Source organism: Ruminococcus sp. RTP21358st1_G6_RTP21358_211008 (assembly GCF_040908885.1).
Lineage (GTDB): Bacteria > Bacillota > Clostridia > Lachnospirales > Lachnospiraceae > Blautia_A > Blautia_A faecis.
Genome location: NZ_JBDGDM010000021.1, coordinates 24,171 through 44,685, shown reverse-complemented (window position 1 = coordinate 44,685; position 20,515 = coordinate 24,171). Strand labels below are relative to the sequence as shown.

Below are 20,515 nucleotides of genomic sequence, written 5' to 3'. Positions count from 1 at the left end.
GGAATTGGAATGAATAACAAAGCAGAGTATACACCGGAAAAGGTTGTGGATATCAGTAACCTGTCAAGAGAAGACTGGTTGGAATACCGCAAAAAAGGAATCGGCGGCAGTGATGTAGCGGCAATCATGGGGATCTCTCCATTTGCCACTATCCGGGATCTGTTTTACAACAAAACAGGTGTGCAGCCGGTCATTCAGGAGGAAGAGGAAAGCAACTGGGTTGCCAAGGAAGTCGGACACCGGCTGGAAGATCTGGTGGCAGAAATCTTTTCCAAAAAGACCGGACTGGAAGTATTTCCGGTACGTGTCATGTTCCGGCATCCATTATATCCGTTCATGCTTGCAGATGTGGATTTTTTTGTTCGTATGCCGGATGGGACATTTGCGATTCTGGAATGTAAAACCTGCAATTATAATGCGAAAGATAAGTGGGCTGATGAGGGTATTCCAGCTCATTATGTGCTGCAGGTAAGGCATTATCTGTCTGTGATGAATATGCAGAAAGCCTTTATCGCATGCCTGTATGGAAATAACGAGAATGAGTTTGTGTATCGCACCATTGAGCGTGATCTGATTGAGGAAGAAGACATCATTGATCAGGAAACGTATTTCTGGCAGGAACATGTATTGAAAAATGTAGTACCGCCGCATAACGGGAATTCCGATCTGGTTCTGGCAAATATCCGTAATTATGGTGGTTTTGCAGACAAATCTATTCCGGAAATTGTGCTTTCCGGTCTGGAATCAAAAAATCTTGAGAAGTATCTTACCCTTTCGGAGGAAAAGTCACAGTTGGAAAAACGGAAAAAGGAAATCGAAGCAGAACAGCGGGCAATCAGTGTTCCTTTTGTGGAACAGCTGGGGCAGGGCTGCAAGGCAGTGCTGGAGGACGGTACGAACCGTTACCGTATTACCTATAATCCGACCAGACGTACTTCGGTTGGGAAAGACCAGATGGAGAAGCTGAAAAACCAGCATCCGGATATCTATGAGGAATATACAAAAACAACGGAGAGCCGTACTTTCCGAATTAAGAAGGAGGCGGCGTAATGAGAAAACCAAATGAACGGATGCGGATAAAAAGCTGGAGGGATATAAACAATGAGGTGCAGATTTAAACATAAGATTTTCCAGAATGAGGAGAATGGGTATACGATTGCCATATTCACCACACAGGATACGTCTGTCCCCCTGTCAGCCAGAGACAAATATCTGGCATCCCGGAATATCATCGGCTTCTCAGCGATTGGATTCGGTCTTCCGCTTACAGACGAGATTGAGCTTGAGATGGAAGGCAGATGGGAGAGCGGAGAGCATGGAACTCAGTATCAGGTGGAAAATTTCATGGAGGTTGTACCACGGACAAAGGAGGGTATCTTAGGATACCTTTCTTCCGGTGCAATCAAAGGTATCGGTCCCAAGATGGCAGATACTATTTTCCGGAAGTTTGGGCTTCAGACACTGGAAATCATGGAAAACAACCCGCAGGAACTCTTGAAGATCCGTGGAATTTCCGAGAAGAAGCTGGCTGCTATTGTGGAGTCCTATGGAAAAAACCAGGTGTTCCGGGAACTGATGACGTTTCTGGCGCCTTTTAAGGTAACACCCAAAAAAGTGAATATGATTCTGAAGAAATTCGGAAATGAATCGGTGGATATTATCCGGCACCGCCCTTACATGCTGAGTGCAGTCAAAGGCTTCGGGTTTCTGACTGTGGATGCGATCGGAAGACAGTGCTGCTGTGCACTCAATGATCCCATGCGGATATCCGGGTGCATCGGACATATCATGAATCAGGCAATGAAAGAAGGACATCTGTTTAAGCAGCGTCAGGAGGTTATCAGGGAAGCACTGGAAATGCTGAACCGGGATCTGCAGGTCATGGCAGTATCGGAGCAGGATGTCAGTCAGGTGCTTTACCGGCTGGTGCTGCAAAAAAGCATTGTTGTGGAGGAAGAACGGATCTATTCTATCCGGCAGTATGAAGAAGAAACACAGACCGCTTCCATGATAGCCAGACGGCTTTTGGAGAAGCCGGTTTTGCTGTCCATTGAACCGGAGCTGGAAAAGGCACAGAAGACACTGGGGATCACGCTGTCAGAAACACAGAAACAGGCAGTGCGGATGGTGTTTGCACATCCCATCAGTATTATTACCGGAGGTCCCGGAACCGGAAAGACAACGGTTCTCAAGGTGATTCTCTATATCCATCAGGCGTTATGCAGGTCAGAGGTACAGCTTATGGCTCCGACCGGACGTGCGGCAAGACGTATGGTGGAGAGTACCGGCTGTGAAAATGCATCCACGATGCATCTGGCCCTGGGGCTTTTGGGAGATGATACGGATTTTGAACCGGATTTTGAGTACCTGTCTGCCGGATTTCTAAATGTAGATGAGGTGTCCATGGTGGACATGCATCTTGCCTATGAATTTTTCCGGCGGGTTAGCAGACATGCCAGAGTCCTTTTAGTCGGGGATAAGAACCAGCTTCCATCCGTAGGAGCCGGGGATGTGTTCCGGCAACTGATTGCCTGCGGGCTGATTCCGGTCACGGTACTGGATCTGGTTTACCGGCAGGGCGCTTTGAGCAGCATACCTTATAATGCAAAACTGATGCAGGAGAATAAGACTAATCTGAGCTTTGGGGAGGATTTTCAGTTCATTGCCTGTAAAGGAGCAGATGAAGCGGCAGAGATTGTCCGGAGGATTTATCTGGACGAGATTGCAAAAAACGGCATGGATCAGGTACAGATCCTGACTCCGTATCGGAAACGCAGTGCTGCCGGAGTGGATGAATTGAACAAATCTCTGGAGGATTTTGTAAATCCGCCAATCGCAGGGAAGAAGGAACTGCATATCGGCAGTCAGGTGTTCCGGGTTGGCGATAAGATTTTACAGAATAAAAATACCGAGATGGCGAGTAACGGCGATCTGGGCAGGATACTGGACTGTATCACGGATGAGGATGGAAATGCCAGGGCAGTGATCGGATTCCCGGATGGGCGGCAGGTGCAATATGAAGCTGACCAGATGGAAATGATCGAACATGCTAACGCAACAACCATCCATAAGGCACAGGGTTCCGAATGTCCGGTTGTCATCATCCCTTGGGTAAAAGCCTTTTATATGATGCTGAAGCGCAATATTCTCTATACCGGAGTGACCAGAGCGAAAAGCAAGGTTTATCTGGTAGGGGAATGGGCTGCAGTCTGTCAGGCAATCCATACGGATGACAGCGGGACAAGGAACACCATTCTGAGTGAGCGGATCGTACAGTATTACGATCAGTATCAGAGTGAACAGAAACCGGAAATGGAGCAGTTAAAACTTGTTGTTTAAAAATATTTTTCAATTTTTGAAATAAGCGGACTATTACTCTTATATAGGGGAACGTCTGCTTTTCTAAATGAAAGGAGCAGAGAATGAAAGAATTATTGTATAAGAAATCAGAGGCAGTTGCCGCTTTGAACCGTGTGGATGGCTTCCATCCGATGGAACTGGCAAGAAAGATTGGAGAAGAAGGGCAGGAGGAGCAGCTTTATCTGGATGTGAAATACCGGAAGCTATGGTTTCGTCTGGTCAATCCGGCAGGAAAGATCATCAGCCGGATTATCACTTTCACAGAGAACATGGCAGTTGTGGAAGCACGTATCTATCTGGATAAATGTGATCAGGAAGACAATTATGTAGCCAATTCCTTTTCGCAGAAATTCCGGAGCGATGACCCGAAGTTTGGAGACAAATTTCTGGAAATGGCAGAAACAGCAGCCGTAGGAAGGGCATTATCGGATGCCGGATATGGTGTGCAGTTTGCGGATGTGGGAGAGGAAAATGATCCTGCACAGGTAGATGCCGGAATTCCATATCAGAATCCACAGATGCCGGATTCAGGTGCCATGGAAAATGCAGCCATGCCGGATTCGGGTGTCATGCCAAATGCCCCTATGCCAACTTATGGAGAGATGCCAGGTCAGCCGGAATATGCAGGCCAGCAGATGATGAATCAGTTCTATCAGCAGGCACAGGCGGCGGGAAGCACCATTTACCATGGCAGTGGACAAATGCCTGGCTACGGTTCCGCTCCGGCTGCCTCTACGCCGCCAAAGACCGGACAGATGCTGCAGGGAGCATTACAGAATCTGGATACGTCCCTTCCGGTAGAAGAACTGATGAAACACATGAACTATGAAATGGCAGTCGGGACTGTGATTCCGGGAAAGGGAAAATACGGCGGAAAGACCATGGGACAGGTGGCAGTTGAAAGCCCGTCAACGATCCAGTGGTTTGCCGAGCAATATTCCGGACCGAACAATCTGGTTCCGGCGGCAGCAAAGGTAATTTTACAAAAAGCAATGCCGATGGCTGGTTAAGGAAGAACCCCGCAGAGAGCTTTTTTCTGCGGGGGAAAGGAGGAAGAGACCGGGATGTATTATGATATGTCTGGGTTTGATTATGGAATACTGGATGTGGTGCAGGTGCTGCATCTCAGAAAGCGGCGGGGAAACTATTATGACTGCCCGTTTTGTGGAGAGACGCATGGAAAACTGAATATCAATGTGGAAAAGAATGTATTCCGGTGCAACCGCTGTGATGCGTCCGGGGGGATGCTGAAGCTTTATGCGGATTTGCACAATGTTACACTCTCCGAAGCAAATCAGCAGATCCGGGAAGCATTAGGAAAAGGAGAATACCGGACGGATTATATCAAAGCAACGCCGGTACAGGAAGAAAAGGCAACGGCAGAGCTTGCACCCATAGAGGAAATCCACCGGACGTATCAGAGAATGCTGTCCATGCTCACGCTTAACAGGAAGCATCAGGAGGATCTGCAAAGACGAGGATTAAAACCGGAACAGATCGAAGCACAGCGTTACCGGAGTGTCCCGCTGTTTGGAATGAAGAAGCTGGTCAAAAGGCTGGCAGAAGAAGGATATATGGTGAAAGGCGTGCCGGGATTCTACCGGGATACAGACGGAAACTGGACGATTAACTTCAAAGCAGAAAACTCAGGAATCCTGATTCCCATAGTTTCTTTGGACGGGTTCATCCAGGGTTTTCAGATCCGGGTAGATCATGTGACTGACACGAAAAAATATATCTGGCTGTCCAGTGTCAATTATGACCAGGGAGTTTCCTCCGGAAGTCCGGTACATGTGATCGGTGATCTTGCCGCAGAACGTGTCTATCTGACCGAAGGAGCCTTAAAAGGGACCATAGCCCATTATCTGTCCGGCGCTACCTTTGTGTGCGTTGCCGGAGTGAACCAGTACCGGAATCTGAAACCGGTGCTGGAGCGGATGAAAGGATATGGGATGAAACAGCTTTTGGAGGCGTATGACATGGATAAGAAGATGAAAGTAGCCTGCAATAAGCATGACAGTAAGTGTGCGGTCTGTTTTGAGCGTTCCCCTGTTATCTGCCAGCATAAGGCGGAGAAACGGAGGATTATCCAGAACGGCTGCAATAAGGTCTATGAAATCTGCCGGGAGCTTTCCCTGCCGATGAACCGGATGGTCTGGGATATGGACGAGAGCGGGGAGTGGAACGGGAAACACAAGGGGATTGATGACTATTTAGCCGCCATCAAACAGAAGGAAGGAACCGGGGCACAGACTTCGGCTCTTCCGAAAGGAGAACAATCATGAGAAAAAAAGGAAATACGGTTCTTGCAGGACTCATTATCTGCCTGTTGCTTGTTTTTCTCGCAGCGGCAGGAAAACTCTTTGGTGCTTATCTGAAGTATCAGAAAGGGGACGTAAGTTACGAGAAACTGCAGGAATATGTTCAGGAACCAGAGGAAGAAGAATCACCGGAGTCTGAGAAAGAAAAGGAGGAACCTAAGAATAGGTATCTAGAAATTGATTTTGCAGGTTTAAAAGCGGTTAATCCGGATGTCATAGCGTGGATTCAGATTCCGGCACTGGATATTAGTTATCCGGTGGTACAGGGGAAAGATAATGCATATTATCTTCATCACCTTTTTTCGGGAGAATCCAATATCAACGGGAGCATCTTTGTGGACTGCCATAATCAGCCGGACTTTACGGATCAGAATACGATCGTGTACGGGCATAATATGAAAAACGGGAGCATGTTCGGAACTCTGGATAAGTACCAAGACAAAGAGCTATTTGAACAACATCCGGAGTTTTATCTCTATTTGCCGGACAAGATCCTCAAGTATCGTATCTTTTCCTGCTATGCGGGAAGAACCGGAAGTGAGGGATATAGGTATCATTTCCCGGAAGCGGAAGATTTTCAGACGTTTCTGGATACGGTGTCTTCTTATAGGGATTATGATACCGGCACCGAGCTGTCGGCAACGGATCGGATAGTTACGCTGTCTACCTGTGTCAATTCCAGACGGAATTATCGCTATCTGGTACATGGAAAATTAAGCAGTGAGATCATCACAGAGGAATAAAAGAATCGTGCTGGTGTGAGAAGAAATTTCTTATGCCAGCTTTTATTATGGGAGGAAATGTAATGGGAACAGCATTGGTTATGGAACATGCAAACGCACTGGCACAGATGATAGTCAGTGAAAAGGACAAGTTATTTGATGAAAGAGTGGAGGCTCTTGTAAAACTTTATAGAAGGGCGGAATTTTATCTGAAGCAGGGATTTCTGGAGAGCATCGTCTGCGAGTTCCATCGGAAGAAAGTGGAAATGATTATGCAGGCGGAAACAAAAGGAGAGATTACGGAAATACTGAAGTTATCAAAACCGCATTTTGACGGGAAAAAATTTGTCTATACCTCTCCGTATGCTGTGGAAGAGGAAGAGCTTCTCCTTTGGTCTCTGACATCACTGCAAGGTCCACTCCGGGATGAAGGGTATCGAAGATATCGGGAATTATTTGAGAAGTGCCTGCCGGAGATGGCAGAAAAGATTCCGGCGTAGAACAATGGCATAACAAAGGAACGAAAAAACTATCTTTTATTTTACTGTAATTTCACTCTTTATTGAATCTGCAATACTTTACAAAGTTTTTTACGGAAAAATGCTTCGGATTAATATACTTAACACCAGTATCTATCAGCTTAAATTTTGAATAACCAAACACCAGTGTTTCATTATTCACAAAAATCGTCATCTATCCAGAAAGCAGGTAAAATATGTTCACAATAATCAGAGTATTTTCTGCATTCAATACATTCTTCATCTAAAGAATCTACGCCGACATAATGAATATGATAATCTACAGTATCGTTTACAAATCTTTCAAGGAAGATGTTCAAAACAAAGGCTACTCTATCATCACAATAAACATAACCAATTAAATTCTTATGAATGATACAGTAAACGAGATAAACACAGCGTGTATCAACGATGCAGTTGAAATTGTATCCAGATTAAAGCCTATTTATACTTTAAAGCATGCACGGAGACAGCAAGAAGACCTATTCCTGTACGGAAGAGGTCTTCCTGTCCTTATACTAAAGTTAATTGGTATGCTGAAGTCCCGCAAAAGCAACATTTAATTTACCTCCAGATTACCGCTTTTAAGAGATAGATAATCGGAACTTCCGCTAAGCAGATAGAAAAAATATTCCCCTTTTTCATCTGGTGAGAAACTATATTTTCCACTCAGTTCATCGAACACTTCTCCTTCATACATTATCCCGTCTTTTACATAACCGATAATCAAATCTTGGGATACTGTAATGTCTGATTTATATTTATCAAACGAAATGACTATATTATCTTTATCAGTTAGTTCCCATCCCTTTCCATTGTCTTGTGTAAGTACACAAAGTGAATTGTTGATTAGAATTATTTCTGGAATGATATACATTTCATCTGATTTATCAGTAGGAATCTCTACTATTGATGATGGTATGAAATTAGGCATCAGACTGCTTTTAACAATTCTGCTTTCAGGAAATTCTGATGAAGATTTGGCTAATTCCTCAATATCAACAACTTTCCCCTTTTCATTGGTATATACACCGTCTTTTAATATGATGTAGCTTCTATCATTGGTTTCTGTCCCGATTAAATGTCGATTGCTGTCATCAATTAAAGCCGATGTTAACAGATGACTGATTGCAGCATATACAGGCATACACAAAAACACTGAAACCACAGTTACAATAATTGCAGTTCTATAAGTGAACTTTAAAGGCTTATGTTTTGAAGCTGTTTTACAAAATACATTTTGACGTATCTTTTGTTTGGAATATTTTTTCAGTATTTTATTGCAATCATGAAAATACACTTCCTCAATAAAAGATTCATCAATTTCACTCATTAACTCATTCAAAGAAAATTTTACAGTCTTCATATCTAAATCCCTTCTTTTCCATTTTTAGTTTTAATTTTTTACGTCCGCGTAACAGTTTGGATTTTACTGTAGATTCTTTTAATCCGGTTTCTTCTGCTATTACAGCGATTGTCTTAGTGTAATAGTAGTACGAGATAAAACATTTTCTTTCGTCAACTGATAGTTCATATATGCTTTCTTTTAAGCATTTGATTACTTCTTCTTTTAACGGCCCGTATTCAATATGTTCGTTCGTTCCAACCTGAAACGCATCTTCGTAATTTTCAAAATGCATCTTAGAGGTTTTTCGTAATGCGTTTTTTGCCATGTTTCTTGCGATTGTTCCTAAATAGGGTTTGAATGTGCTGTAGTTATCTGTATCTAAATCTGTACTGTAATTCCATAGAGCTACAAAAACATTAGACACGACCGCCTCCTTGTCTTCATATGGCAAAGCACTTCCAATAATATTCTCGACTATGTATACAACATATCTGTAGTATTTGTTCATACATATTTTTAAAGCGCGCTCATCTTTATTTTTTAGTTCGAGCATCAGTTGTTTCTCATCTATGTTAAATAACATGCTTCTACCTCATAAATTCAGTGAATACTATAGCAGTGGTTTAATAATGGGAATGTGTATTTTCAAAAAAGGGAACCGAGAAACCAAGTTAAAAAGCTTCAATTAAAATCAGGATAAGTACTCACCAGCACTTGAAATATTTTCCACTATTAAAATGTAATAGAAAATGATTTGATTGTAAAGGCATCAGAGGACAGATTAGTTACCATGCCGTAATAGTAATCTGTTGCCTGTGTCGTAAATCCTGAACGCAAACCACTTGCTGTAATCTCACGCACAAATTCTGATGAAGGTCCAGCTACGTATGCGCGTACTCTTGAACGATGAAAAGCAGAACGGCTCAAAGTGTAATTTATAGTTATGTATCTGCCGCTATTACAATAAAGTCCCATACTGTTATTTGATGGTGTTAATATGGCGACTTCGCCATTTTTCAATGTGATTCCGCGCCAAGTATATCGGGCATATGCATTTGGAATAACACCTTCTTCAACAACTTTCTGCAGGCTTTCGTTAGCAAACACAGTGTACTTCCATTCAATCATATTAGGGTCATCTGTAAGCGGCTCTGCTGCAAAAACATTAACACTTAGCGACAGCATCATAACGAGTGTTAGGATAAAACTGATTATTTTTTTATAAGCCTTCATATATGTACACGACTCCTTTCCAAGGTTCCCTTTGTAATAAGATACACAGTAAATATTGTAACGGTTGCATTTATTTAAAAAATTAAAAAAGATAATTTTTAATTTTTGTTTTTTGAATTTTTTGATTGGTAAAATAAGAAAATGGATTATAAAGAGTTGCACTCTAGGTACCTCCTACGTACAGAATAAGTATCAAATACAAAGGAGTGAAATCATTATGATTAAAAAATTAAGAGTAGCCGTGGATCACGGGAACCGGAACATGAAAACCTGTCATTTTATCTTTACCACAGGACTGACGGAACAGGATAAAAAGCCTGCCAGGGGAGAGAAGTATCTGAAATATCAAGGAAAGTATTATACCCTTAGTGAGAAGCGGATTCCGTACCAGAGGGACAAGACGCAGGACAGCCGGAACCGATTCTGGATTCTGACTTTATTTGCCATTGCAATGGAGCTGGAGCAGAAAAGCCAGATCCAGCCGGAGGATGTCATTCAGGTGGAACTTCCGATTGGGCTTCCGCCGAAGCATTTTGCAGAGCTTTGTGAGAGATATGAACGCTATTTCAAAGGGGACGGGAAGGTGCAGGAACTGTGCTTCAACGATAAAGTCTATCACCTCTGTATACAGAATGTAATGGCGTTTCCGCAGGATTATGCAGCCATGATGACGAGGATGATGGAAATCCGTGAGATTCCGAAAGTCGTAGGGATTGATATTGGCGGATTTACTTCTGATTATCTTCTGATGAGAAGTGGCAGACCGGATATGGATTATTGTGATTCTCTGGAAAAAGGTGTGATTACCATGTATAACGATATCATTTCCAGTATTAACAGTGAATATGACATGCTTCTGGAGGAGGCAGATATCGACAGTATCATCAAGGGAAAAACGCAGTATTATGAGGAAGCTGTTGTACAGGCAGTAGAAACCATGGTTCAGAATTTTGTTACCGATCTTCTGAACAGCATCCGAGAGCGGGGCATTGATACAAAATCTACTTATACGGTGTTTATCGGCGGCGGAGCAGTGCTTCTGGAACGATTTCTGGAGCAGGCAGACCGGTTGGGAAAACATACCTTTATCCGGGATATGAAAGCAAATGCCGATGGATATGATCTTTTGTATCGCATGACACAGGCTGGAGTGTGATTTTATGGGAAAGAAAAATCCGTTTGTATTCACTATTGGTTTTGATAAGTCGGATCCAGATCACGTGTATGTGACAGAACTTCTGAATACGACAGAGAAAAAAGCAAAACTGATCGTTGCGGCAATTCTGGCATATACGGGAAGAACGGATGAGACAGGTAATGGCAGTATAAGCATGGAACCGGATATGCTCCGGCCAATGATGCAGCAAATCATCCGGGAAGAAGTAAGAAAGGTATTGGAAGGGCAGGACGTTTCTAAGATAAATAGAGAAATGCCCACAGAAGTTGATTTGATGGAAGAAGAACCGCTGCGGATGGATCAGACTATGAGACAGAATGTAGTGGATGCTATCAGTGCATTTCGCAGGGCATAAAAAAGCAGGAGAGATACACATGCTTATGGCAGTGTACTCTCCTGTTCTTTGTATCAGAATGGGAATAGACAGAAAACTCACAGACTATTCACAGATTACTCACAGATTGTCTTTGTATAATGTGTAGATGATGAAGGATACGGGAGAGCCTTAACTTAGGTTCTTGAATCCATCCAGAAGTCCACGCAGTGTAGAAAGGGCAAGCTGTTTCTGCTCCTCCGGGCAGGAATTTAGTTCTGCCATGATTTGCTGCATGGTAGAATCCGGGTTCGTTTTCTGGTTAGAAAATATAGCATCTATGGAAATATGTAAGTAAGTTGCCAAGGCATAAAGTGTTTCCAACTGTGGATTGCCAATATAGTTTTCAATATCAGAGACAGTCCGTAAAGAAATCTTTGCCTGTTCCGCAAGGCTGTTTTGCGAAAGATTGCGGCGGAGACGTTCTTCCCTGACTGCATCTCCCAATAATTTTTTCACCATCTATATCACCTCACTTAATGCATATATTTTATCGTAGATTAACACTATACGAAATGCGTTAAAGTGCGTTATGATAAGCAGGATAACATATGCACAAATAGAGAAACATGGAAGTAAGTACGACAGACATGAATGGACAGCATAAGATAAAAGCCAAAGAGGAACTGAATCTGTTAAAAAAATCTTATCCATACAATGTGTCGGAGAGAAGTTAGAATATGCAGTATATGAGATACTATCATCGCATATCCTACACAATTACATAGAAAGAGAAGTATCGGCTGGACTACGAATAGAGTGGTCCAGCCTTTCTTTTTTTCGAAAAAATGAAGGCAGTGTCACGTTTTGTTGCCGCTCACCGCCATCCTCGGAATTTTTTGGAACGTGATAAAAAATTTCGGAGGATAAAACAAATGAACAAAAAAACATATACAGGATCAAAGATACAAAATCACTTTACAGCATATCTGATACAGTTTGTCCGTGGAAAACGACATGATTATCTGGAGAAGAAAATCCAGATGGCTGATGCAGAAGAACTGTTGGAGGATATTGGACAGATGGAGGCAAGAATTGTAATCGAAGAATTGCTGGAGAACCAAACGAGGGAGCAGCTTTTATTGCAGGAGGCACAGGGGAAATATCCAGAATGGAATAAGATGTCAGATGAAAGACTGATGAAAGCGCTTCATACGCTGCGGGATGAAGAACGGAAGCTGATTTACCAGCATGTGTTTGAAGAACGTACTTTTGAGGAAATGAGCAGGCTAAACGGGTTATCAGAGGAGCGATGCAAGGGTATTTATTATTATGCAATCCGGAAGATCCGCAAGGTGATGGGAGGTGAAAACTAATGAATTTTGAACGATTACTTTTAAAGGCAAAAGAAGGAAATGCAGATGCGGTACTGAAGATTTTAGAGATATATAAGCCGCTTTTAATTAAGAATGCGATTGTGAATGGCAGATTTGATGAAGATCTGTATCAGGAACTGGTAAGTACATTGCTTCAGTGTATCCAGAGATTCCAGATAATTGAGTAAGTTATCTTAAACAAAGGCTGCAATCACTCTCAGGGGAGTAACATCCTCTGGGAGTGATTGTTTTTTGAAGGGTGATATTGCCTCAGTTCGAAGCGGCAGACGGTGTTGATCTATTATGTTGCCTGATGCTTTAATGCTCTTTTGTTGTTGCCAGTTCTTTATGAAGATATAGAGCCATAAACACAGTAACAATAGCAGAAATTACATCGGCAATCGGTTGTGCATATAGTATTCCATTTATGCCCCAGAATGATGGGAGCAACAGAATGATCGGAACAAAGCAAATACCTTGTCGGCAAGCCCCAAGAACGAATCCGGCGGTGCCTTTTCCAAGTGCAAGAAACAGAGAAGAATACACTGTGTAAAATCCAAATACGAAGAAGGAAAATCCATTTGCCATTAGCGATTTTTGACCTACAGAAATCATCTCTGTATTGCCTTCTGTAAATTGCGAAATAATCTGTGTGGAAAATAGGGCTATTGTCAATCCCACAACTACACAAAATATTGTTGACCATAAGATAGAAGTTTTAATTGCTTCCCTGAGCCGATCAAACTTTTTGGCACCATAGCTAAAGCCGGCAATTGGTTGGAAACCTTTTAAGAAGCCGAACACAACCAGAGTTCCCATTGAAGTGATTCTTGTAACAGCGCCCATTCCGGCGATAACAGCATCTCCATAGATATTAGCTTCCCGGTTTATGAATGCGATAGAAAGGCTTGTAAGAAGCTGGAAAGTCAATGTGGGTATACCGATTTTCAGAATTTCAGTTATGATCTGCTTAGAAGGACAAAATTCCTTAATGGAAAATGTAAAAGCGCTTTTTTTCTGTAATGCATAAATTAAATATACAAGAGTAGAAGCCATTTGAGAAATTGCTGTAGCGATTGCCGCACCAGCAACCCCCATGTCGAGAGTATAGATGAAAATAGGATCTAAACCAATATTCAATACAGCTCCTAATAATAATGCACACATAGTTGTTTTTGCGGCGCCTTCACTTGCAACGATATTGTTCATCGTTACATTAAATACATTGAAAATACATGAAATAACATAGATTCTTCCATAAGAAAGGGCGTATGGCATAATCGTGTCTGTTGCACCTAACATGGTTAAAATAGGTTTCAAAAAAATTGCAGTTCCGATAATAATAACTGCGCCAATACAAACACTGCTGTATAATGCAGTACTGGCGACTTTACTTGCAGCTTCCCTATCTCCTCGCCCTAAAAGTCTTGATAAGTAGGAGGCGGCACCATTGCCAAACATCAGACCTAAACCAACAACTACTTGTCCTAAAGGAAACGCAATGGAAATTGCACCCATTTGACTCTCGCCAAGTCCTCCTATGAAATAAGCATCCACCAAATTGTAGAGAGCGTTAATAAGCATACCAATCATTATCGGTATACCAAGAGCCATTAGTGCTTGGGGAACAGGTGCATTTCCTAATAAATCCATTTTGTTGTTATTCTTGTTCATTTCAAATACTCCTTTCAATTAAGAATATAAATTATAGTAGTATAAATTATAGTATACTACGTGAGAGAATACTACTATAATTTATAGTAGTTGTCAAGCGTGTATCCTGCAATTTCCTTGACAAGAGGTATAAAATCAAATACTATAAATTACAGTATATATAACCGTAAGTATTTTATAGCTTTCGTGGATATAGAAAGTGGGTGAACTATGGCTACAATAGATTTAATTGTGTTAGGAATATTGAAAAAGGAACCGATGGGAGCCTATGATATTCAAAAATTAGTGGAATATCGTAATATATCAAAATGGGTAAAAATCAGTACACCATCCATTTACAAAAAAGCAATTCAGTTGGAGGAAAAAGGCTTCATTAAAGGAGAAATTGTGAAAGAAGGTAAGATGCCTGAAAAAGCAGTTTATTCATTAACAGATGAAGGCGAAAAAGAATTTGTAAAGCTTATGATGGAAACAGCCTCTAAACCCATTCACTTTTTTTTAGATTTTAATGCAGTAATTGTAAATTTGGATAAGTTACCGCCTGAAAGTCAACAATCATGTATTGCCAGTATTGAGGAAAATATTGAAATATTAAAAACTTATCTGGAGGAAAATCTTCGAGAGAAAGAGAATGATCCGGAAATCCCTAAGACTGGTATGGCAGTATTGCAACAGCAGATAGTTTTGGCGGATGCTATTGAAAAATGGATTATTTCTCTAAAAAAAGACTTTTGATGAAGAAGTCACTAGCTGATTTCTTATTAGGTCTGCAGGATTGGGAAGAAACAGGGATGGATGCCGACCTATGTTCCGGCTTTGTAGCCAGAACATAGAAATTTTCTTAGTGGGGAATCTCCCTCAAACCCGGTGCTCCTTATATCCTGCAGATTAAACTTCAAATTTATACCCATATCCAACTACTGTTTTTATGTAATTCTTGTCGCTGGAATACTTTTTTATCTTCTTGCGTATTTGAAAAATAGTGTTTTCCACGGCGTGGAAATAACCATTTGCTTTTTCATGCCAAACTGCTTCATAAATCTGTTGTTTAGTAAAAGCCATCCCTGGATTAGAATATAGCATATAAAGTACATCAAATTCTTTTACAGAAAAGTTAATGTCTTTTCGTACTATTAAGCCGTAGGTCGTAAAGGTCTGCGACTTTAACTTTACCCGGAAAGGAGCTGCCACATATATAGGCAGTGCTGTAATTTTAACAGTAACGGTCACCAATCTATGGGGATGGCTTGTATATCCGGCTGAAATGCTAAAAAATCAGTGGTTCTTATTTATCACTTCACTCTGCCCCGGTAATTATGTGTTTGCCGTTTCTGGCTCTTGCAGCTATTGCGATTCTACTGGTCTATTACCAGACTATTTGCAGGTAAAGCATTGCTCTGGTTTTGAATTTGAGTTTTGGCAGTCTAATAATAGCATTTTAGATTAGCTGTGATAAGGTGAAACAGATTAGGAGGAAAGTAAATTGCATTACAAAGACAAAAACCTACAGATAGATATTCGCTGTCATACTGTTTTTATGAATGATCAAAAGATTGAATTGAGTCTGAAAGAATTTACGGTACTAAAATATCTAACAGAACATCCTGGCTGGGTATTCTCTCACGAGGAGATTTATCGTAATGTCTGGAAGGAAGAACCGATTGACTGTGCTAATGCGGTTATGTGCTGCATTAGCCAGCTTCGTAAAAAGTTAAAAGTAGATTCACGGAACTGGAATTACATCCGCACCGTCCGAGGTGTGGGCTATAAGTTTCAACCACTCTCAGGGGAGTAACATCCTCTGGGAGTTTTTTGTCATATTTGTTGCACTTTTCGGCTCTGGTACGTACAGAAATAGAAAAGAAACATATCCCAAAATGTATACATTTTAGAAGTACGTTCCGGAAAGAGGGATTATATTTCAAAAAGGTTACACACACAGTTTTGAAATATACCAATAAAAGTGTGGATATTTTGGGACATGGAAAGGAGAAATGTGGATGCAGATATATGGATATCACCGTACCAGTACAAAGGAGCAGCATCTTGACCGTGGCATACAGGAAATTGAGCGGTACTGTAACGAGCATGAGATGGCACTTACGAATATTTTTACGGATCAGGAGACAGGGAAGAATTTTAATCGTCCGAGATATACCGTTTTAGTGGAGGATGTCCTGCGGCCGGGAGATATTTTGATTGTTACAGAATTGGACAGACTGGGAAGAAACAAGTATGACACCATGCAACAGATCCAGCGGATTAAGAACATGGGAGTGCGGCTTATGGTTCTGGAACTGCCGACTACGCTTATGGATTTATCTGTGATGGATAATGCGATGGCAAGGATGATGCTGGAAACAATCAATAACATGATGCTGGAGCTTTATGCTTCTATGGCGCAGGCAGAGCTGGAGAAAAAGGAGAAGCGACAGCGGGAAGGGATAGAAGCGAAGAAATTGCGGGGCGAATGGGATGATTATGGAAGACCAAGTGTGATGAAGCAGGAAACTTTTGATGAGAACTTTCAAAGCGTAGTTTCTGGAGAAACGACACCTACACAGCTTCGTAAAAATTTGGGAATGACGCACTCAACTTTTTATCGCTATCGAAAAACTTTTTATGAAAAATACCCGGAACTTTCAAATTCTGCAAATTAAAGTCCTATTACTTATATAGACCAAAGAATTTCAGGAGGAAAGAAATATGAGTGAAAAGAGAATAGGTACTTTAATTTATGATCCATCAATGGGAAGATTTGATATCCGGTTTGGGATTGAATCTTATTATGGAGGTCTTCATTGCGGAGAATGTTTTGATGTGAAGGTAAAGGATGCATGGATTCCGGTTCGGATTGAAATGGATGAAGACTGGTATCTGGTAGGGCTTCCTAAGACGAGTCTCAGTGGACTGACGGTTCGAATGTAGGAGGAGCATATGATGGAAGCTAAAAAGAAATATGAAAAGCCGGCATTCCGATTGGTGACAGATTTGGGGAGTATTTTGGAATGTCTGTATGAGGTATATGGAACGGATGGAACGATGTTGATTGCTGGGAACAAGTTATCGGATACGGTAATCTATCCGTTTATCCGCATGATTAAAAAGAAATGCAAAGCAGTGGATGCGGAAAAGCTGAATCTGATGCTCTGGAAGATTTATATGGTAAGTTCGAGAAAAGAAGAATTTGTGACGGCTGCTAAGAAAGAGCTGCAGCCTTATTTGACCAAGAAAGATGAAAAACAGATTGACACCACATATGACACCACATATACTATAGATAGGAGGCATTAAAGATGTCGAAATGGGATAAACTATTGACAAGAATTTGCTCATTATCGAAAGACCTTCGTTTTGATGAACTAAGAAAAGTATTAGAAAGTTATGGATATGAGATAAATGCTCCGAGAAGTGGGAGCAGCCATTATACATTCCGTAAAGCGGGATGCCAGCCGATAACAATACCGAAACACGAACCAATCAAGAAAATTTATGTTGAAATGGTAAAGCAGATTGTAGAAAGTGAGGCGAAAAACGATGAAGACACTGAATGATTATTTGGCAATGTCCTATCGCATGGAAATTGTGGAAGATAAGGATGAAGGTGGATTTGTGGTTTCTTATCCGGAACTGCCGGGATGCATCACCTGTGGAGAGACGATAGAAAGGGCAGTTGAAAATGCAGCGGATGCAAAAAAAGCATGGTTAGAAGCTGCACTGGAAGAAGGGATTGAGATTCACGAACCGGGAAGCCTGGAAGAGTATTCGGGACAGTTTAAAATAAGGATGCCACGCAGCTTACACCGGGATCTGGCGGAACACTCAAAAAAAGAAGGCATCAGTATGAATCAATACTGTATATATCTTCTTTCAAAGAATGATGCGCTGTTAGTAAAATAAATATACAAGAATATAGATGAAAAGAGCCGTCCGGATGGGCGGCTCGAAGTATTCTTTCTTTGATTAAAAATGATATTGTTCTAGCAGATAGATAGGAAGTGTTTGTACGTTTCCAACGGTTCCGCCTTTGGTATCACCTTTCAGATATAGTAGTTTATTGGCCTTCCCCTGTTCCAATGCCTTCAAGGCAGTAGATGCAGTTCCCTTACCGGCTTTAACTTCAATCAGATAGCGGATGTGAGTTTTCAATGTCTGAGCTACAAAATCAATTTCACCACCTTTATAAGTAGCAAAAGCCGGTGTCTCAAAGATAATTTCTTCCGGGAATTCCTGGCGTTTGGACAAGTTAATGTAAACATAGTTTTCGTTCAATGAGCCATCCATAGTTGATACAGTAGCACCAGTTCTGGAGAGATAATAATATGCAACTCCAAGATCCATGAAGAAGCAGCGGCTTCCCGGTTTGAAATTCAAGATGTCCAGTTCTGTGATTTTGCCACAGAAACCGATGATTCCAGAATGGTAAAGCCAGTTGATAGCACGATAGCAGGTTGCTTTAGAAAGATTACTGGAGTAATTCTTTGTAACGAGCTTTTGCAGTTCTTCACTTATACTGTCCTCATCTAATCCTTTCTTTTCACGAAGCAGAATACGGCAGATGCTTAAAAAGATGTTGGTAAAAACACTAATATCTGTGATGTCATCAAAGTACCGCATAGATTCGTTTAAGAAAATGCGGATGATTCTAACAAGCTCTTTTTGAGCTGCTTCCACGTCTTTTGTGTTAAGGTATGTTTCCACAACCTTTGGATAGCCGCCAATCTGTCTATAGATGTCGTAAACATTCTTTAATTCGTCATATAGTTCCGGTACGGTGTCATCTGCATGATCCAGTGGAAGTGATAGATACTTCTGAAAAAGCTGGTCATCCAATGCTTCCAAAAACTCTTTAAAGGAAAGGGTATAAATACGGATACTGGTAATATCTCCACTGGAGAATTTGAATTCCGGTTCCAGTACACGTCCCAGATAACTTCCAGTTACAATGAAATGCGCTTGAAAATAGCGGGTAAATTCTCGGATACGGTTGAATATCTCTGAGGATTCCTGAATTTCATCAATAATGATGACTGTATCGTTGGTATCTTCAAAATCCGGATCGAAGAGTTTAAAAGCATCGTGAAGCGGCTGCTCCGGTCGTTTTGTACCGGGAGTCCAGTCTGTGGCTTTTTTGTAACATTCCATAAATTGTTTGCCGGACAAATCAAACAGGTTAATGTAGATCTTGTGCCTGAAGTTCTCATCCGCAAATTTATTGATAATATATGTTTTTCCGACCTGTCTGGCACCATTCACTTCCAAGGTGCTGTGGACGGTATCGTTTTTCCAATCCAGAAGCTGATCGTAAACTTTTCTTTTCAGATACATGGGAAATGCTCCTTTCTTTCAACTGTTCCTATTATATCAAAATATGAATGGATAATATAGAGGGTAATTTCTGATAAATGATGAATTGTCTAGTCTGAGCAGTTCTTCACGGGTATTCCGGTTTCTGTCATTACTTTTTCGTACTGAAGAAGCTGTTCCCAGGTCAGCCATTCCGGTTTCTGATCTGTGGGAAAACCATTCCATAATTCTTTCATACGGGCAATATGGTTTTGAACGCTATGATTGCATAGGATAGACGGACTGCGATTTCCGTAGCCCAGATAGTATTCACAGTCAGACTGTAATTTACTTAACATCCGGTACTCGAATTCATAGGAACTTCTTTGATACGGAGCCGGATGAAATGTGTACTCCTGCTGTATGGGATGGGAAGGTTCTCCATCAATATGGTTAAAAGATAAAGAATAAAGATTCGGTTCAGGCTCTTTGCCAAGGTCAATATCCTTCCACAACTTTCCGAATTGGTCCTTATATACCGGACAGGAAAAATCATCCATGCCAGTATACTCAAGCACTAATTTTGTTTTTGCATTTTCATTCATTCTATTAGACCATCCTTTCCTTTATTGCAGACATTGAGGTATATTATTGGGCGCTGTTTCTGCATTCCACTGCAGCTTCGCACGTACATCCATCAGGATGATTCCTAACTGGTTTTCTCCGCAGTTATTGACTTTGCCCCAGAAATAGTCACCCCAGTTGTTTCCTTCAATAAGTGTGGACTCTCCGGTTGCAAGAAGTTTATCCCGGAGTTCCGGGTTCTGCATGAATTTGCACATGCAGATTTCATACATGAGCCGGACTTTCACTTTTTCCCAGTCCGGGCGTAATGTAAGATCTCTGCCGAGTTTCTTTGCATCAGAAGGATTATGCATCCGAAAAATACAGAATTTGCGTTGCTCTCTCGCAGAGAGTGTTTTCTGCGCTTGAAAAGCAGCTTCATTATTTGCATAGGTTTGTCCCATGTAAGAGACCGGTGCCGGATAGAAATTGCTTAGAAAAGCATAATCTCCCCGAAATTCATTGATCTGTGTAGGTATGCGCTTGCTTGTATTTGTTTGATTCATTATAAATTCCTCCTTTGTAAAAGAGGTGCGGCCTTTCAGCCACACCTCAAAATAATT

Annotated in this window: 26 protein-coding genes; 17 read left to right on the top strand and 9 right to left on the bottom strand. The window is 41.4% G+C overall.

From position 1 onward, the window contains the following. Positions 1 to 9 precede the first annotated feature (9 nt). The 6 genes from AB5Z12_RS10155 (at position 10) to AB5Z12_RS10130 (ending at position 6,903) form a co-directional block, all read left to right on the top strand. Positions 10 to 1,050, top strand: coding sequence for a YqaJ viral recombinase family protein (locus AB5Z12_RS10155; protein WP_259320787.1), 1,041 nt, complete (start codon positions 10 to 12; stop codon positions 1,048 to 1,050). A gap of 51 nt (positions 1,051 to 1,101) precedes the next feature. Continuing rightward, complete coding sequence (locus tag AB5Z12_RS10150) at positions 1,102 to 3,339, top strand: ATP-dependent RecD-like DNA helicase (RefSeq protein ID WP_005333356.1); 2,238 nt, start codon at positions 1,102 to 1,104, stop codon at positions 3,337 to 3,339. A gap of 83 nt (positions 3,340 to 3,422) precedes the next feature. Further along, positions 3,423 to 4,370 carry a hypothetical protein gene (locus AB5Z12_RS10145; RefSeq protein ID WP_005333375.1) on the top strand — a complete coding sequence of 316 codons (948 nt, stop codon included), beginning with the start codon at positions 3,423 to 3,425 and terminating at the stop codon, positions 4,368 to 4,370. Between the two features lie 54 nt (positions 4,371 to 4,424). Further along, the gene (locus tag AB5Z12_RS10140; protein ID WP_005333381.1) at positions 4,425 to 5,645 is read left to right on the top strand and encodes a CHC2 zinc finger domain-containing protein; all 1,221 of its coding nucleotides are present in this window, start codon (positions 4,425 to 4,427) and stop codon (positions 5,643 to 5,645) included. Beyond that, positions 5,642 to 6,424 carry a class B sortase gene (gene srtB / locus AB5Z12_RS10135; protein ID WP_005333383.1) on the top strand — a complete coding sequence of 261 codons (783 nt, stop codon included), beginning with the start codon at positions 5,642 to 5,644 and terminating at the stop codon, positions 6,422 to 6,424. The genes AB5Z12_RS10140 and srtB overlap by 4 nt, the downstream gene beginning before the upstream one ends. Before the next feature lie 62 nt (positions 6,425 to 6,486). Continuing rightward, positions 6,487 to 6,903: a hypothetical protein gene (locus tag AB5Z12_RS10130; RefSeq protein ID WP_020436703.1), complete on the top strand. Its 417-nt coding sequence runs from the start codon at positions 6,487 to 6,489 to the stop codon at positions 6,901 to 6,903. A gap of 577 nt (positions 6,904 to 7,480) precedes the next feature. Here the strand turns inward: AB5Z12_RS10130 and AB5Z12_RS10125 are convergent. The 3 genes from AB5Z12_RS10125 to AB5Z12_RS10115 form a co-directional block, all read right to left on the bottom strand. After that, on the bottom strand, positions 7,481 to 8,287 hold the full coding sequence (locus tag AB5Z12_RS10125; RefSeq protein WP_005333388.1) for a hypothetical protein: 807 nt from the start codon (positions 8,285 to 8,287) through the stop codon (positions 7,481 to 7,483). Beyond that, positions 8,259 to 8,852 carry an RNA polymerase sigma factor gene (locus AB5Z12_RS10120; RefSeq protein ID WP_173769169.1) on the bottom strand — a complete coding sequence of 198 codons (594 nt, stop codon included), beginning with the start codon at positions 8,850 to 8,852 and terminating at the stop codon, positions 8,259 to 8,261. Before AB5Z12_RS10120 ends, AB5Z12_RS10125 begins: the two co-directional genes overlap by 29 nt. Positions 8,853 to 9,001: 149 nt before the next feature. Next, positions 9,002 to 9,502 (bottom strand): hypothetical protein, encoded by a 501-nt coding sequence (locus AB5Z12_RS10115; RefSeq protein ID WP_021650057.1) that lies wholly within the window; start codon positions 9,500 to 9,502, stop codon positions 9,002 to 9,004. A 217-nt stretch (positions 9,503 to 9,719) separates the two neighbouring features. Between AB5Z12_RS10115 and AB5Z12_RS10110 the strand changes: the two genes are divergently transcribed. Further along, entirely contained in the window at positions 9,720 to 10,658 is a 939-nt protein-coding gene (locus tag AB5Z12_RS10110; protein ID WP_020436706.1) for a ParM/StbA family protein, read from the top strand. A gap of 4 nt (positions 10,659 to 10,662) precedes the next feature. After that, positions 10,663 to 11,034, top strand: coding sequence for a hypothetical protein (locus AB5Z12_RS10105; RefSeq protein ID WP_005333400.1), 372 nt, complete (start codon positions 10,663 to 10,665; stop codon positions 11,032 to 11,034). A gap of 150 nt (positions 11,035 to 11,184) precedes the next feature. On the opposite strand, the gene AB5Z12_RS10100 is transcribed toward AB5Z12_RS10105, so the two are convergent. Then, complete coding sequence (locus AB5Z12_RS10100) at positions 11,185 to 11,514, bottom strand: helix-turn-helix transcriptional regulator (RefSeq protein WP_005333402.1); 330 nt, start codon at positions 11,512 to 11,514, stop codon at positions 11,185 to 11,187. A gap of 413 nt (positions 11,515 to 11,927) precedes the next feature. Between AB5Z12_RS10100 and AB5Z12_RS10095 the strand changes: the two genes are divergently transcribed. Both AB5Z12_RS10095 and AB5Z12_RS10090 read left to right on the top strand, forming a co-directional pair. Then, on the top strand, positions 11,928 to 12,368 hold the full coding sequence (locus AB5Z12_RS10095; protein WP_023921559.1) for a sigma factor-like helix-turn-helix DNA-binding protein: 441 nt from the start codon (positions 11,928 to 11,930) through the stop codon (positions 12,366 to 12,368). Continuing rightward, positions 12,368 to 12,556, top strand: coding sequence for a helix-turn-helix domain-containing protein (locus AB5Z12_RS10090; RefSeq protein ID WP_005333406.1), 189 nt, complete (start codon positions 12,368 to 12,370; stop codon positions 12,554 to 12,556). Before AB5Z12_RS10095 ends, AB5Z12_RS10090 begins: the two co-directional genes overlap by 1 nt. A gap of 130 nt (positions 12,557 to 12,686) precedes the next feature. Here AB5Z12_RS10090 and AB5Z12_RS10085 read toward each other — a convergent pair whose 3' ends face one another. Then, positions 12,687 to 14,042, bottom strand: coding sequence for an MATE family efflux transporter (locus tag AB5Z12_RS10085; protein WP_148462115.1), 1,356 nt, complete (start codon positions 14,040 to 14,042; stop codon positions 12,687 to 12,689). 210 nt (positions 14,043 to 14,252) lie between these two features. Here AB5Z12_RS10085 and AB5Z12_RS10080 point away from each other — a divergent pair, with 210 nt between their 5' ends. Further along, positions 14,253 to 14,777, top strand: a complete 525-nt coding sequence (locus AB5Z12_RS10080; protein ID WP_005333410.1) for a PadR family transcriptional regulator — start codon at positions 14,253 to 14,255, stop codon at positions 14,775 to 14,777. 153 nt (positions 14,778 to 14,930) lie between these two features. Here the strand turns inward: AB5Z12_RS10080 and AB5Z12_RS10075 are convergent, their stop codons facing one another. Then, a complete protein-coding gene (locus AB5Z12_RS10075; protein ID WP_005333412.1) occupies positions 14,931 to 15,272 on the bottom strand; it encodes a helix-turn-helix domain-containing protein in 342 nt (113 codons plus the stop codon). A gap of 307 nt (positions 15,273 to 15,579) precedes the next feature. Between AB5Z12_RS10075 and AB5Z12_RS10070 the strand changes: the two genes are divergently transcribed. The 6 genes from AB5Z12_RS10070 to AB5Z12_RS10045 all read left to right on the top strand — a co-directional run bounded on the left by AB5Z12_RS10070 (position 15,580) and on the right by AB5Z12_RS10045 (position 17,942). Next, a complete protein-coding gene (locus tag AB5Z12_RS10070; RefSeq protein WP_005333415.1) occupies positions 15,580 to 15,837 on the top strand; it encodes a helix-turn-helix domain-containing protein in 258 nt (85 codons plus the stop codon). A 205-nt stretch (positions 15,838 to 16,042) separates the two neighbouring features. Next, positions 16,043 to 16,702, top strand: a complete 660-nt coding sequence (locus AB5Z12_RS10065; RefSeq protein WP_040015506.1) for a recombinase family protein — start codon at positions 16,043 to 16,045, stop codon at positions 16,700 to 16,702. Between the two features lie 46 nt (positions 16,703 to 16,748). Continuing rightward, positions 16,749 to 16,970, top strand: coding sequence for a DUF5348 domain-containing protein (locus AB5Z12_RS10060; protein WP_005333419.1), 222 nt, complete (start codon positions 16,749 to 16,751; stop codon positions 16,968 to 16,970). Positions 16,971 to 16,979: 9 nt separating this feature from the next. Then, positions 16,980 to 17,336, top strand: a complete 357-nt coding sequence (locus AB5Z12_RS10055; protein ID WP_005333420.1) for a hypothetical protein — start codon at positions 16,980 to 16,982, stop codon at positions 17,334 to 17,336. A 2-nt stretch (positions 17,337 to 17,338) separates the two neighbouring features. Continuing rightward, positions 17,339 to 17,596, top strand: coding sequence for a type II toxin-antitoxin system HicA family toxin (locus AB5Z12_RS10050; RefSeq protein WP_005333422.1), 258 nt, complete (start codon positions 17,339 to 17,341; stop codon positions 17,594 to 17,596). After that, complete coding sequence (locus AB5Z12_RS10045; RefSeq protein ID WP_005333424.1) at positions 17,580 to 17,942, top strand: type II toxin-antitoxin system HicB family antitoxin; 363 nt, start codon at positions 17,580 to 17,582, stop codon at positions 17,940 to 17,942. Before AB5Z12_RS10050 ends, AB5Z12_RS10045 begins: the two co-directional genes overlap by 17 nt. Positions 17,943 to 18,005: 63 nt before the next feature. Here the strand turns inward: AB5Z12_RS10045 and AB5Z12_RS10040 are convergent, their stop codons facing one another. From AB5Z12_RS10040 to AB5Z12_RS10030, 3 genes are all read right to left on the bottom strand, one after another. Then, positions 18,006 to 19,370, bottom strand: coding sequence for an ATP-binding protein (locus tag AB5Z12_RS10040; RefSeq protein WP_005333425.1), 1,365 nt, complete (start codon positions 19,368 to 19,370; stop codon positions 18,006 to 18,008). Between the two features lie 89 nt (positions 19,371 to 19,459). Beyond that, the gene (locus AB5Z12_RS10035; RefSeq protein ID WP_005333427.1) at positions 19,460 to 19,933 is read right to left on the bottom strand and encodes an LPD11 domain-containing protein; all 474 of its coding nucleotides are present in this window, start codon (positions 19,931 to 19,933) and stop codon (positions 19,460 to 19,462) included. A 21-nt stretch (positions 19,934 to 19,954) separates the two neighbouring features. Beyond that, positions 19,955 to 20,458 carry an NADAR family protein gene (locus AB5Z12_RS10030; RefSeq protein ID WP_023921566.1) on the bottom strand — a complete coding sequence of 168 codons (504 nt, stop codon included), beginning with the start codon at positions 20,456 to 20,458 and terminating at the stop codon, positions 19,955 to 19,957. Between the last annotated feature and the right edge of the window lie 57 nt (positions 20,459 to 20,515).

Bases quoted from the DNA above. Each gene is read 5' to 3' on its own strand.
- AB5Z12_RS10155 (WP_259320787.1), top strand. From the start codon at position 10: ATGAATAACAAAGCAGAGTATACACCGGAAAAGGTTGTGGATATCAGT.
- AB5Z12_RS10150 (WP_005333356.1), top strand. From the start codon at position 1,102: ATGAGGTGCAGATTTAAACATAAGATTTTCCAGAATGAGGAGAATGGG.
- AB5Z12_RS10145 (WP_005333375.1), top strand. From the start codon at position 3,423: ATGAAAGAATTATTGTATAAGAAATCAGAGGCAGTTGCCGCTTTGAAC.
- AB5Z12_RS10140 (WP_005333381.1), top strand. From the start codon at position 4,425: ATGTATTATGATATGTCTGGGTTTGATTATGGAATACTGGATGTGGTG.
- srtB (WP_005333383.1), top strand. From the start codon at position 5,642: ATGAGAAAAAAAGGAAATACGGTTCTTGCAGGACTCATTATCTGCCTG.
- AB5Z12_RS10130 (WP_020436703.1), top strand. From the start codon at position 6,487: ATGGGAACAGCATTGGTTATGGAACATGCAAACGCACTGGCACAGATG.
- AB5Z12_RS10125 (WP_005333388.1), bottom strand. From the start codon at position 8,287: ATGAAGACTGTAAAATTTTCTTTGAATGAGTTAATGAGTGAAATTGAT.
- AB5Z12_RS10120 (WP_173769169.1), bottom strand. From the start codon at position 8,852: ATGTTATTTAACATAGATGAGAAACAACTGATGCTCGAACTAAAAAAT.
- AB5Z12_RS10115 (WP_021650057.1), bottom strand. From the start codon at position 9,502: ATGAAGGCTTATAAAAAAATAATCAGTTTTATCCTAACACTCGTTATG.
- AB5Z12_RS10110 (WP_020436706.1), top strand. From the start codon at position 9,720: ATGATTAAAAAATTAAGAGTAGCCGTGGATCACGGGAACCGGAACATG.
- AB5Z12_RS10105 (WP_005333400.1), top strand. From the start codon at position 10,663: ATGGGAAAGAAAAATCCGTTTGTATTCACTATTGGTTTTGATAAGTCG.
- AB5Z12_RS10100 (WP_005333402.1), bottom strand. From the start codon at position 11,514: ATGGTGAAAAAATTATTGGGAGATGCAGTCAGGGAAGAACGTCTCCGC.
- AB5Z12_RS10095 (WP_023921559.1), top strand. From the start codon at position 11,928: ATGAACAAAAAAACATATACAGGATCAAAGATACAAAATCACTTTACA.
- AB5Z12_RS10090 (WP_005333406.1), top strand. From the start codon at position 12,368: ATGAATTTTGAACGATTACTTTTAAAGGCAAAAGAAGGAAATGCAGAT.
- AB5Z12_RS10085 (WP_148462115.1), bottom strand. From the start codon at position 14,042: ATGAACAAGAATAACAACAAAATGGATTTATTAGGAAATGCACCTGTT.
- AB5Z12_RS10080 (WP_005333410.1), top strand. From the start codon at position 14,253: ATGGCTACAATAGATTTAATTGTGTTAGGAATATTGAAAAAGGAACCG.
- AB5Z12_RS10070 (WP_005333415.1), top strand. From the start codon at position 15,580: ATGAATGATCAAAAGATTGAATTGAGTCTGAAAGAATTTACGGTACTA.
- AB5Z12_RS10065 (WP_040015506.1), top strand. From the start codon at position 16,043: ATGCAGATATATGGATATCACCGTACCAGTACAAAGGAGCAGCATCTT.
- AB5Z12_RS10060 (WP_005333419.1), top strand. From the start codon at position 16,749: ATGAGTGAAAAGAGAATAGGTACTTTAATTTATGATCCATCAATGGGA.
- AB5Z12_RS10055 (WP_005333420.1), top strand. From the start codon at position 16,980: ATGATGGAAGCTAAAAAGAAATATGAAAAGCCGGCATTCCGATTGGTG.
- AB5Z12_RS10050 (WP_005333422.1), top strand. From the start codon at position 17,339: ATGTCGAAATGGGATAAACTATTGACAAGAATTTGCTCATTATCGAAA.
- AB5Z12_RS10045 (WP_005333424.1), top strand. From the start codon at position 17,580: ATGAAGACACTGAATGATTATTTGGCAATGTCCTATCGCATGGAAATT.
- AB5Z12_RS10040 (WP_005333425.1), bottom strand. From the start codon at position 19,370: ATGTATCTGAAAAGAAAAGTTTACGATCAGCTTCTGGATTGGAAAAAC.
- AB5Z12_RS10035 (WP_005333427.1), bottom strand. From the start codon at position 19,933: ATGAATGAAAATGCAAAAACAAAATTAGTGCTTGAGTATACTGGCATG.
- AB5Z12_RS10030 (WP_023921566.1), bottom strand. From the start codon at position 20,458: ATGAATCAAACAAATACAAGCAAGCGCATACCTACACAGATCAATGAA.